At 69.8% G+C, this 10,759-nt stretch carries 11 protein-coding genes and 2 pseudogenes; 8 read left to right on the forward strand and 5 right to left on the reverse strand.

Translation table 11 applies throughout. The annotated features are described in order from the left end of the window. Positions 1 to 321: pseudogene (locus ABZ281_RS20170) on the forward strand (hypothetical protein); the annotation flags it as partial. Here the strand turns inward: ABZ281_RS20170 and ABZ281_RS20175 are convergent. After that, positions 278 to 1,519 carry a cytochrome P450 gene (locus ABZ281_RS20175; protein WP_356657298.1) on the reverse strand — a complete coding sequence of 414 codons (1,242 nt, stop codon included), beginning with the start codon at positions 1,517 to 1,519 and terminating at the stop codon, positions 278 to 280. The pseudogene ABZ281_RS20170 and the gene ABZ281_RS20175 overlap by 44 nt on opposite strands. Positions 1,520 to 1,700: 181 nt before the next feature. Between ABZ281_RS20175 and ABZ281_RS20180 the strand changes: the two genes are divergently transcribed. Further along, positions 1,701 to 1,880, forward strand: a complete 180-nt coding sequence (locus ABZ281_RS20180) for a hypothetical protein (protein WP_356657300.1) — start codon at positions 1,701 to 1,703, stop codon at positions 1,878 to 1,880. On the opposite strand, the gene ABZ281_RS20185 is transcribed toward ABZ281_RS20180, so the two are convergent. Both ABZ281_RS20185 and ABZ281_RS20190 read right to left on the reverse strand, forming a co-directional pair. Then, entirely contained in the window at positions 1,873 to 2,694 is an 822-nt protein-coding gene (locus ABZ281_RS20185) for a hypothetical protein (protein ID WP_356657302.1), read from the reverse strand. The two genes, ABZ281_RS20180 and ABZ281_RS20185, sit on opposite strands and share 8 nt — an antisense overlap. A gap of 60 nt (positions 2,695 to 2,754) precedes the next feature. Further along, positions 2,755 to 3,594, reverse strand: coding sequence for an alpha/beta hydrolase (locus tag ABZ281_RS20190; protein ID WP_356657304.1), 840 nt, complete (start codon positions 3,592 to 3,594; stop codon positions 2,755 to 2,757). 77 nt (positions 3,595 to 3,671) lie between these two features. On the opposite strand from ABZ281_RS20190, the gene ABZ281_RS20195 reads away from it, so the two are divergent. The 3 genes from ABZ281_RS20195 (at position 3,672) to ABZ281_RS20205 (ending at position 8,046) form a co-directional block, all read left to right on the forward strand. Further along, a complete protein-coding gene (locus ABZ281_RS20195) occupies positions 3,672 to 4,514 on the forward strand; it encodes an AMP-binding protein (RefSeq protein ID WP_356657306.1) in 843 nt (280 codons plus the stop codon). An 85-nt stretch (positions 4,515 to 4,599) separates the two neighbouring features. Further along, positions 4,600 to 5,295, forward strand: coding sequence for a TetR/AcrR family transcriptional regulator (locus tag ABZ281_RS20200; protein WP_356657308.1), 696 nt, complete (start codon positions 4,600 to 4,602; stop codon positions 5,293 to 5,295). A gap of 321 nt (positions 5,296 to 5,616) precedes the next feature. Next, on the forward strand, positions 5,617 to 8,046 hold the full coding sequence (locus ABZ281_RS20205; protein WP_356657310.1) for a SpoIIE family protein phosphatase: 2,430 nt from the start codon (positions 5,617 to 5,619) through the stop codon (positions 8,044 to 8,046). A gap of 205 nt (positions 8,047 to 8,251) precedes the next feature. Here the strand turns inward: ABZ281_RS20205 and ABZ281_RS20210 are convergent, their stop codons facing one another. Then, positions 8,252 to 8,401, reverse strand: a complete 150-nt coding sequence (locus tag ABZ281_RS20210; protein WP_356657312.1) for a hypothetical protein — start codon at positions 8,399 to 8,401, stop codon at positions 8,252 to 8,254. 239 nt (positions 8,402 to 8,640) lie between these two features. Here ABZ281_RS20210 and ABZ281_RS20215 point away from each other — a divergent pair, with 239 nt between their 5' ends. From ABZ281_RS20215 to ABZ281_RS20225, 3 genes and pseudogenes are all read left to right on the forward strand, one after another. Further along, entirely contained in the window at positions 8,641 to 9,225 is a 585-nt protein-coding gene (locus tag ABZ281_RS20215) for a dihydrofolate reductase family protein (RefSeq protein ID WP_356657314.1), read from the forward strand. After that, on the forward strand, positions 9,222 to 9,635 hold the full coding sequence (locus tag ABZ281_RS20220; RefSeq protein WP_356657316.1) for a VOC family protein: 414 nt from the start codon (positions 9,222 to 9,224) through the stop codon (positions 9,633 to 9,635). The genes ABZ281_RS20215 and ABZ281_RS20220 overlap by 4 nt, the downstream gene beginning before the upstream one ends. Positions 9,636 to 9,799: 164 nt before the next feature. Beyond that, positions 9,800 to 9,960, forward strand: a pseudogene (locus ABZ281_RS20225) (acetyl-CoA C-acetyltransferase); the annotation flags it as partial. A gap of 50 nt (positions 9,961 to 10,010) precedes the next feature. Here the strand turns inward: ABZ281_RS20225 and ABZ281_RS20230 are convergent. After that, positions 10,011 to 10,759 (reverse strand): aldehyde dehydrogenase family protein (locus ABZ281_RS20230; protein ID WP_356657318.1); only part of this gene is annotated, 749 nt, incomplete at its 5' end.

A 10,759-nucleotide genomic window follows, 5' to 3' on the forward strand; every position in this document is an offset into this window, starting at 1 on the left:
GCCGAGAGCACGCACCGGACGCCGCTCCATAACGGGCAAACGTTGCCTGCCGCGGCACTAGCCAGGCCCGTCGAGGAATTGACCTGGCGGCCGGGCCCCTTCCACCGTGCGCTGGTTGCGCTGCCGGTGAGGTTCCCGCCGTCCACCGCCACCCTGCTCACCGTCGGTAACGAGCCGCCCGTCGAGCGGTCCGCGCCGACGCCCCAGCCGTCGGAGGTGCCGGAGGGCGGCCGCGTGCGGCGCGGATGGGCCGCACGGCTGCCGGCGTGGCGAGTGATCAGGCGAGGCGCACCGGAAGGGAGCGGTGACCGTTGGAGATGAAGGAGTCGACCGGCTCCAACTCGTCCTTGGGCACGGCGAGTCGGAGCCCGGGGAAGCAGTCGAAGAGCGCCCGCAGCGCGATGTGGGCCTCGAGCCGCCCCAGCGGAGCACCCAGGCAGAAGTGCACGCCGTACCCGAAGGACAGGTGCTCCTTGTCGATGCGGGTGACGTCGAAACGGTCGGCGTCCTCGCCGTACTTCCCGGGGTGACGCCCGGCGGCCGCGTACGCGGCGAGGATGGCCTCGCCCTTGCCGATCACCACCCCCTCCGGGCCGCCGAACTCGCTCATCTTGAGGTCCTCGACGGCGTATCGCAGCGGCAGGCCGGCGACGGGCGCCTCCACGCGCAGCGCCTCCTCGACCACGTCCTCCCACAAGACGCGGCCGGAGCGGACGTGGGCGAGCTGGTCCGGATGGGTCAGCAGGAGATGGATGGCGTTGTCCATCAGGTTGACCGTGGTCTCATGGCCGGCGCTGATCACGAGCACCAAGGTGTCGAGCAGTTCCTGCTCGCTCAACCGGGTGTCGCCGTCGTCGCGGGCTGCGATGAGCGCCGAGGTCAGGTCGTCGCCCGGCGACCGTCGTTTGAGGGCGACGAGTTCGTCCAGCGCCGCGTAGAACCGTGCGTAGTTCTCGGTGACTTCCTCCGGGGTGGCGGAGGTGTGGAAGACGCCGTCCACGACGGCCCGTAGCTCCGCACCTTGTTCCTCGGGCAGGCCGAGGAGTTCGCTGATCACCCGGATGGGCAAGGGATAGCAGAACTCCTCGCGCAGGTCGACGACTTGACCCTGCCGCCCGGCCTCCTCGATACGGTCCAGCAGGGTCGCGGTGATCTCCTCGATACGAGGCCGGAGCGCCGCGGTACGGCGTGCGGTGAAGGCCTTGGAGACCAGGGCACGCAGCCGTTTGTGCTCGCCTCCGTAGGCGGTGAACATGTTCTGCACCGCGACCCAGGTGAACAGCGGCCATTCGGGGGCGATCTCGCCGTTGATCCACTGAGTCCAGTGCCGGCGCGGGTCCTTGGAGACGCGTGGGTCGGTGAGCAGGCGCTTGAGGAGGTCGGGACTGCTGACGGCCCAGGCCTGGACGCCGTCGGGGAGTTCGACGGGGGTCACCGGTCCCCGCTCGCGGATTCGGGCTGCCTCGCCGTGGATGTCGCGGCCGGCCGGGTCGATCACTAAGGGGCGGGGGCGTCCCATGAAAGTCTCCTTGGAGCTCGCACACCAATACGACAGGTAAAGCTACTTGGACGTAGCGTGTCCGGGCTAGAGCGGTTGGCGCGCGCTGCGCACGGGGACAACTTCTCTGCGCCCGGGGGCAGGTCGGCGGTTCGCTTCCGCCTTACGGTCGGGATGTCGGATCGGAAAGCCGGTGAAGGTGATGACAGTCGGCAGACCCCCGTGGTGGATGCAACCGGGCAGTGTCGAGGCGCGGATCGTGGACGCGGAAGGTTGGTGGGACGCCGTACGCGTGCCGCTCAACCTCGGGATCGACGCACTCCGGCACCTCGGCGACGAGACGGGGGCCGTGATCAGGAATGGTCCGTGCCCGGTCAGTTGAACTCGAGGAGGCCGGCGTCGACGACGGTGCGGCCGAAGGAGCTTGCGAGTTCGGCGAGACGTTCGCAGCCGCTGTCGCCCAGGGCGGCGTAGGCGGGAAGGGCCAGCAGGTCGGTGCGGTCCTCGATGTGCCGGCGCAGGCGCGCGCCTTCCGCGCTGAGGGAGTCACCGTCGAGAAGGCTCCGCTCGCGCAGGCGCTCCTCGGTGTCGGCCCACTCCCCCTCGGGCCACGCGCGGCTCATCTTGAGGAAGTCGACGGGAACGTCACCGGTGGCAGCGTGCAGGATCAGGGACTCCAGTCCCCCGATGCCCTCGCTCAGCAAGCACGCGACGTGCCCGTCTCCACGGAACTCCCGGAGCAGCGTCTGGGCGTGCCACAGCTGCAGCACCGGTTCCTCCGGCCAGGGCAGGGCGGCATGTGCGGCGAACAGCGGGCGGCCCTGGGGATGTTCGCAGGCGGCCTCGGCGGCCCTGCGGGCCAGCGCCAGGACCTCGTCCAGAGCGGGCAGCTCGTGGATTCCCGCCCGCCGCAGGGCCTCGCCCGCGGCGGCGTACCGCGCCTCCAGCACCTGCTGTGGCGTCGTCGCGTCCCAGGCCCCGTCGATCGCCTGCCGTACGAGACCGGGGTTGAAGTTGTAGAAGGTCGAGATGACCAGTTCGGCTGACGCCCGGCCGAACGCGGCGCTCCGGGAGGTGAAGTACCCGGCGCGGCCGCTCAGACCGAGGTCCCTGTACCGTCGCCGTCCCTCGGGGACGAAGTAGATCATGGCGTGCAGGGGCTCAAGGCGGCGCCAGGCCACGCGCGCTGTCTTCACGGGATCACCTTTCAGGGGGCCGACGAACTTGGTGGTATTTGCCGCGGTTCCGTGCTCGCCTCACTGCTCGCCGTGCGTGCGCAGATGGTCGAGCAGCAGGCGGCTCAGCTTTCCGGGTGCTTCCTCGGGGATCCAGTGGCTGACGCCCTGGAGGGTCTCGAACCGGTACGGCCCGTTTACCCACCGCCCGGTCTCCTTTGCGGCCGCCGGGCCGAACGCGCTGTCCTCCGTGCTCCAGACGTACAGGGTGGGCACGTCGATGACGCCGATCGCGCTGTCGGGCCGGCCGGCCCGATACCAGTTCAGCGCCGCGGTGAGAGCGCCTGGCTGGGACAGGTGCTGCACGTAACCCTCGGCGCCGTCCTGCGGGACCTTCCCGGCGTAGAAGGCGCGTAGCTCTTGGGCGTCGTGGGCGAGCATGCGCTCTTCGGTCGCGGGTGTTTCGCGCCAGTCGATCATGTAGCGCGAGCGTTCACGCTGATCCTGATCGGCGCGCAGGGTGGTGGCCAGCGCGCCGGGGTGCGGGGTCGAGACGACCGTCAGAGTGCGCACGCGGCCGGGATGGGCGTGCGCGGTCCACCAGGCCACCGCACCTCCCCAGTCGTGGCCGACCAGGTCGAACGCCGACCAGCCCAGTTCCTCGGTGATCGCGGCCACGTCGTCGACGAGAAGGCCGATGCGGTAGTCCTCGGGCCGCTGAGGGCGGGCGCCGGGGGAGTAGCCACGTTGGTCGGGTGCCACCACCCGACAGCCGTGGGCGGCCAACGCGGCGATCTGCTCCCGCCACACCGCCCCGGTCTGCGGGAAGCCGTGCAGCAGGAGTACCGGGCGGCCTTCGGGCGGGCCCGAGACGATCGCGTCGAAGACGCCCGCAGTAGTGGAGATCTTCAGCTCGGTCACGATCCCTCTCCTCATACCGACTGGTCGGTAGCCTTCAGTCGGGGAGGCGGTCTGTCAAGACCCCTGGAGGCGGAAGCATGGTTGAACATGACGCCGACTTCAACTATAATAGCGCCGAGGTGTCCGGTACGTGGAACGCGATGCTGCACGCGGCGGGCGATGCGAGCCCGGCGGACTTCGCCCAGCTCCGCATCGCCGTCTCCGGCGGTGCGTCGCTGCCCGGCGAGATCGCCCGCGCCTTCGAGGCCCGCTTCGGCTGCACCATCCTGGAGGGGTACGGGCTCACCGAGACCACCGCGTTCGGCACGTTCAACGACATCGACCGCGGTGGCAGGACCGGGTACACCGGCCGGGCGGTCCCGGGACTGCGGGTGCAGGTGCGCGACCGTGACGGCAACGAGTGCCCGCCGGGCACCGTCGGCGAGGTCCACATCAAGGGGCCCACGGTCATGCGGGGTTACTGGAACCGCCCCGCGGACACCGCCGCGGCGATCTCACCCGCCGGCTGGTTCCGGACCGGCGACCTCGGCGAAACCGACACGGACGGCGACCTGCGCATCGTCGACCGCCTCAAGGACCTGATCATCCGCGGCGGCTACAACGTCTACCCCGGTGAGGTCGAGGAAGTGCTCTACGAGCATCCCGACATCGTCGAGACGGCCGTCATCGGCGTGCCCGACGACCACTACGGCGAGGAGGTCGCCGCGCTCATCGCGACCCGGCCCGGTTCGGAACTCGGTGCCGCCGAGGTGTCCGGTTGGGCGCGCGAGCGGCTGTCCGCCTACAAGGTCCCGCGCATCGTCCGGTTCGTCGACGCGCTGCCCAAGGGCCCGACGGGGAAGATCCTCAAGCGGTCCATCGACCGTAGCGCTCTGACCCGCGACACCGCGCCCGGCGACGTTGCCGCCGGTCACCGATGAGCCTCGGAGATCCGGACATCAACCGGCCCAGCCTGCCCCTTGGGGGTTTGTGACTATGGCGTCGGATTCAAGTAAAGTCCTCGGGATGGACACCAGTGCGCCCGAGGAGATCGACAGCGAGAAGGCACCTCCCGTGGCGCCCTTCTCGCAGCTTCGCGAGCCGCCCACGACGCAGCGCGGGGCGCGGACACGGGCCGCTTTGGTGAAGGCCGCGCGCAAGGTGTTCGAACGGGACGGCTACCTCGACACCCGCCTGACCGACATCACCCAAGAGGCTCGGTGCGCGGCGGGGTCCTTCTACACCTACTTCTCCAACAAGGAAGAGGTGCTCGCCGCCGTCCTCCTGGAGGCGCAGGAGGACATGATGCACCCCGGCATGGGCCGGGTGGAGGGCACAGACGATCCTTATGCGGTGCTCGAGGCGAGCAACCGCGCCTACCTCGCGGCATACAAGCGGAACGCGAAGCTGATGGCACTGCTGGAGCAGGTGGCCCAAGTGGAGCCGGAGTTCCGTGAGTTCCGAAGGCGACGCGGTGACGCGTTCATCCGCCGTAACGCCCGCGGTATCGCCGACCTGCAGGCGCGGGGCGTCGCAGACCGTGAGGTCGATCCGATGATGGCGTCCCGGGCACTGTCGGGCATGGTCAGCGTCATGGCCTACAACGCCTTCGTGCGCAGTGAAGGGCAGGAGCAGGAAGGTGCGCCGGTGGACTTCGAGGAGCTCGTGGCCACGGTCACCCGGCTCTGGGCGAACGCTCTCCGGTTCCCCGGCCACCGCTGATCCGCCTGTCTCGTAGCCGCCCATACCCCTGGGGTTGGGCGGCTTTCTTCATGGGGTTCCGTGCGGGCAACTCTTGAATTTGACGTCGGATTCAACTATACAGGTCGGGCGCGGATCCCAGGGTCCGGCGGCGCCCGCGCCATGAGCGGGCGGGGTGCCCGCCGTGATGCGCATGTGCGCCACCCGCGTCACGCTGAGGTTGAGGCCGCGGTCTCACCGGGTTCACCAGACTTGCATGACATCAGCAGGTGAGCGCGTATCGAGGAACGTTCCGCCACCGGCCTGGAACGTCGGCGACCGGGGACAAGGTGGTGTCCAGCGGTGGAGAAGCGGATATCGGAGCTCAGCGACCACGACGATCCGTTCGCCCTGCATCTCGCGGCCTTGGCGGTGCTCGACGACCGGGGAACGGTGGTCGGATGGAACCGGCGGGCCCAGGAACTGCTCGGTCATCCGGACACAGCCGTGATCGGTCGTCCGGCGTTCGAGGTCCTTGTCGATCCCCGCGATCTGCCGGCGGCCAGGGAGGCCGCGGCGAACTGCAAGAGCGCCGGCGGCTGGTTCGGGGTGCTCAACGTGCGGCACCGCGACGGGCGGCTCGTCCAGATGGGGCTCAGGGCCCATGCCCTCTCGCGTGACGGCCACATCCGTGAGTGGTTCCTCGCCGGGGCACCTGTGGTCGACGTCCTGGAATGGCAAAGGGACCGCGCGGTGCTCGAGGGGTTGTACCGCTGGTGCCCGATCGGTCTGGTCGTCCACGGTCCCGATCTGAGACTTCTCCGGGTCAACCGGGCCATCGAACGCTTCAGCGGCGTGCCGGCGGCACAGTTCCGGGGACTGCCCACCGGCTGTTTCCTCGTCCCCGACGACGCACGCAGGGCCGTAAACCGGGTGCGTCAGGTGATGGAGACCGGAAGGCCGACGGTCTACTCCGAGCAGTTCGTTCGCCTGGAGCGGGATCCGGCACGGGAGCGGGTCGCGATGGTCTCGTCCTTCCCTATGAAGGATGCATCGGGCCGGATCCTGGGTGTGGCCGAGATGATCGAGGACATCACCGAACGCCATCGGGCCCAGCGCCGGCTCGCGCTCCTCGATCAGGCAGGCAGCCGTATCGGGACCACCCTTGACGTGGCGGAGACCGCCCGGGAACTCGCCGAGGTGATGGTCCCCCACCTCGCCGACCACGCGTCGGTGGACCTGCTGCGGTCGGTGACGCGCGGTGAGGAGCTGGCGCAGGCGCTGGCGGAGCCGGTGGTACGCGTGGGTATCTGCGGCGTCGGCGCTCAGCAAACCGGCCCGCCCCATCCCCACGGCGTGCCGGTGGAGTTCGGGCCTGACACGCCCCAGGCCAGATGCCTGGCCGAGGGCGAGCCCGTCCTGGAAGCGGTACTCCCGCCCGAGTGGTTCTCCACGCGAGGCCGCCAGGGGGTCCACGCTCCGGAGTTGAGCGCCCACTCGTTGATCGTGGTCCCTGTTTCCGCGCGGGGCCTGGTGCTGGGCGTGATGACCCTGTGGCGTTCGCGCCGCCCCGATCCGTTCGAGGCGGACGATCTCACCCTCGCCCAGGAACTCGCCTCGCGCGCCGCCGTCGCCATCGACAACGCCCGGCGCTTCACTCAGCAGCAGCAGACCGCGTTCGCCCTGCAGAGCAGCCTGCTGCCCCGGGCGGTTCCGGATCAGTCGGCCGTCGAGGTGGCCCTGCGCTACCTGCCGGCCAGCGCGGCCCCGGGCCTGGGCGGCGACTGGTTCGACGTCATTCCCCTGTCCGGGGCCCGGGTCGCCCTCGTCGTCGGCGACGTGGTGGGACGCGGCATCCACGCCTCCGCCACGATGGGCCGACTGCGTACCGCCGTACACACGCTCGCCAGTCTCGACCTGGAACCGGACGAGGTCCTCTCCCGCCTGGACGATATGGTCCTGCTGCTGGTGGCCGAACAGGAAGCGGCCGGCGAACGGCCGGTGGGGGAGCAGGTCGTCGGGGCCACCTGCCTGTACGCCGTCTACGACCCGGTCTCCGGGCGGTGCTCCATGGCCCGCGCCGGCCACCCGCCGCCGGTGGTCACCGCTCCGGACGGACGGGTGGCTCCGCTGGACCTGCCCGTCGGCCCACCGCTCGGCCTGGGCGGCTTGCCGTTCGAGGCCTGGGACGTCGAGCTGGCCGAGGGAAGCCTGCTGTGCCTGTACACCAACGGGCTCATAGGAGAACGTCACATCGATCCCGACGTCGGCCTGACCAAGCTGTGCGCGGCACTCACCCGCCCCGCGGACGCGCTGGAACACACATGCCAGGCGGTGGTCGACTCACTCGTTCCCGCGCGCCCCGGCGACGACGTCGCGTTGCTGATCGCCCGCACCCGCGTGCTGCCACCGGACAACGTCGCTTCCTGGCGGCTGCCGCTGGAGCCCGCCAGTGCTGCCCGGGCCCGGGCACTGATCTCGGCCAAGCTGAGCGAATGGGGCCTGGAACACTTGGCATTCACGGCCGAGCTGATCGCCAGCGAACTGGTCACCAACGTCTACCGTTACGCCGGCGGACCCGCGACGCTGCGGCTGATCCGTGAACGGTGTCTGGTGTGTGAGGTCAGCGACACCAGCCACACCTCACCCCATCTGCGCCACGCCCGGACCACCGACGAGGGCGGGCGCGGCCTGTTCCTGGTGGCCCAGATGGCCGAACGCTGGGGCACCCGCTACAGCCGCGAGGGCAAGACCGTCTGGACCGAACAATCACTGGCCGGCACGTTCGCCTGACCGTCCCAGGCCTTGCTGACTCTGGTCGGGGACCGCCATTTCCCCCAGCAGCGACCAGTCGTGTTGCGGAACTTTCATGGTGACGATGCGCGGCGTCTTGGCCAGATGGGGCGGCAACGTCTGCCGCGCGGCCTTGACGTGCGCGGACCGCACGGACTCGGAACGTGGCGGTGATGAAGTTCATGGGGATTCCTTCGATGACGAGTCACTCCGACTGGAGTACCAGCTGGCCGTCCGCGTGAGGAAGAACCTTGGCGCGTGGCAGATGGACCAGGACCTCCTCGCCCGCCGGAATTCCCTCCTCCCGCGGCCTCTTGGTCCTCACCAGCTGCCCGGCCACCTCGACCTCGAGCACGCGCTGCGCGCCGCGGTCCGTGACGCCCCGCAGGCTGCGGGCGCCGGCAGCGCCGGCAGCGCCGGCAGCGCGGGCCGCTGCCCCTGGGCATGGTCGCCCCGCTCGTCGAGTCCGCCCAGCAACCGTGGCGGGCCGATGAGTTTGCCGGTTGTCTGAAGTCTTCCTTGTGACAAGCCCGCCCCGTGGGCGGATCGGCAAACGCCGGATCCTGTTGTCATGGAGGAAAGACGGAGGTCAGGATGAACAATCCCATTCGGCTGTACATGTCGATGTCGCTCGACGGCTATATCGCCGGCCCGGACGATCGGCCGGGGCAGGAGCTCGGACGCGACGGCGGACGGCTCTTCAACTGGCTCGACGACCGGGACTCCGACGGTCCGAGCGGCCAGGTCTACCGCGAAGCGACGGGGACCGGCGCGTTGATCTCCGGCCGCCGGACCTTCGAACTTGCCGGGCGCTGGCAGGGCGACCACCACGACGGCGTGCCGATCTTCGTCCTCACCCACCATGTGGATGACGGGGACGTGCCACCCGGCCACGCACGTTTTGTCACCGATGTCGAGGACTGCGCCCGTCAGGCTCGCGCAGCCGCAGGGGACCGGACCGTTATGGTCCATGGGGCAGGGGCGGCCCAGGCACTTCTGCGAGCCGGGCAGCTGGACGAGATGGAGATCCACCTGGTTCCGGTCCTCCTCGGGGACGGCCGACGGCTCTTCGACCACCTGGGCGGTGCGCACATCGAACTCGACCTCGTCCGACGGCTCGAGGATCGAGACGTGACGCATCTGCGCTACCGGGTGCGTCGACCGGAGGAGGCCGCGTGAAGACGCTCTTCGTCGCCTACCGCGTCACCGACCTGGACCGCTCGCTCGGGTTCTACACCGCCTTGGGCTACGCCGAGCTGGGCAGGGTCGAGGGCGGCGACGGGGCTCGCCTCGTGATCCTCAAGTTCCCCGGCGAACCGGCGGCCTCGCTCGAACTGGTCCACCGTCTCGGCGACGGACCGGTCGACGCGGGCAGCGGTTTCGACCACCTCGCGATCCAGGTGGACACGCTGGCCGGCATGCTGGAGCGGCTGACCGAAGCCGGCCTGAGGCCGGGACCTGTCCAGTATCCGGGTGGCCCTCACGGCCCGAAGACGTCGTGGCTCACGGACCCGGATGGTTACCGGATCGAGTTGGTGGAGTGGCCGTCCGGACATCCCGACGGCATCACCGCGGCAGACTTCGCCTGAATGGCCACGGTCTGCGGAGTGACGAAGCTGCCAGAGGTCCTGAGGGCTACTCCTTACGGCACGCGGATGACTTGCGGCACGCGGATGAGTAGGTGCGACGCGTCGGCGGCGCAGAGTGCCGCGGAGGCCTGGGCTCTGACACGATCACGGGACTCATGGGCCACAACGGTGACGTCATCGCCCTCGGCTGCCCGCTCAGCGCCACCGGCACCAGGTTGGCCACCACGCTCTGCACGAACTGGAACGCACTGGTGGCCGCTACGGGTTGCTGAAGATGCGCGCGGGCGGTGGTCAGGCCAACGTAACCATCATCGAACGCCTTTGACGCACCGCCGCCCCGACGTGCCACCATCGGCGCCGCATGTACCAGCAGGGTCACCCTGGCCCGGGTGCCGTCATCCAGCGCCACTGCGTGAACTGTTCCAGGTCGGCGGTGCCGCCGATGCGGGAGGCGTTGCCCGAGACGCCCATGCCGCCGAACGGCGCGTTCGCGGCGTCCTTCGCGGACACGTCGTTGATGTGGATCATGCCCGTATGCAGCCGCTGCGCGACGGCCGTCGCCCGGGGTACGGACCCGGAGTGGACAGCGGCGGTCAAGCCGTACGCGGTGTCGTTGGCGATGTCCACGGCCTCGTCCTCGCCGCGGAACGGGATGACCGGGGCGACAGGTCCGAAGATCTCCTCGGTGAAGGCGGGCATGGTCCGGTCGACGCGGTCCAGCACGGTGGGTGGGTAGAAGAGTCCTTTGCGGGTGCCTCCGGTCAGCACGCGTGCCCCGTCGGCCACGCTCTCGTCCACGATCCGTGCGATCCGGGCTGCCTGGCGCTCGCTGATGACGGGGCCGATCGCCACGCCGTCGTCGCGGGGATCGCCGAGCGGCAGTGCCTTCGCCTGCCGGATGAGCGCCTCGGTGTACGCCTCGATGACGTCCGCGTGGACCACATGGCGTCCGGCGGCGACACAGGCCTGGCCCTGGTAGCCGAACGAGCTGATGGCCCCTGCCATGGCGGCCGCTTCCACGTCCGCGTCCTCCAGCACGACGATCGAGTTCTTGCCGCCGAGCTCCAGGGACACGCGCTTGAGCCCTTGGCCGGCGAGTCGGGCCACTTCGCGCCCGGCTTCGG

The organism is Streptomyces sp. NPDC006265, assembly GCF_040613555.1.
In the GTDB taxonomy this organism is placed as follows: domain Bacteria; phylum Actinomycetota; class Actinomycetes; order Streptomycetales; family Streptomycetaceae; genus Streptomyces.

Coding starts and splice junctions, on each gene's coding strand:
- ABZ281_RS20200 (WP_356657308.1), top strand. CDS start 4,600: ATGGACACCAGTGCGCCCGAGGAGATCGACAGCGAGAAGGCACCTCCC.
- ABZ281_RS20180 (WP_356657300.1), top strand. CDS start 1,701: ATGACAGTCGGCAGACCCCCGTGGTGGATGCAACCGGGCAGTGTCGAG.
- ABZ281_RS20175 (WP_356657298.1), bottom strand. CDS start 1,519: ATGGGACGCCCCCGCCCCTTAGTGATCGACCCGGCCGGCCGCGACATC.
- ABZ281_RS20215 (WP_356657314.1), top strand. CDS start 8,641: ATGAACAATCCCATTCGGCTGTACATGTCGATGTCGCTCGACGGCTAT.
- ABZ281_RS20195 (WP_356657306.1), top strand. CDS start 3,672: ATGGTTGAACATGACGCCGACTTCAACTATAATAGCGCCGAGGTGTCC.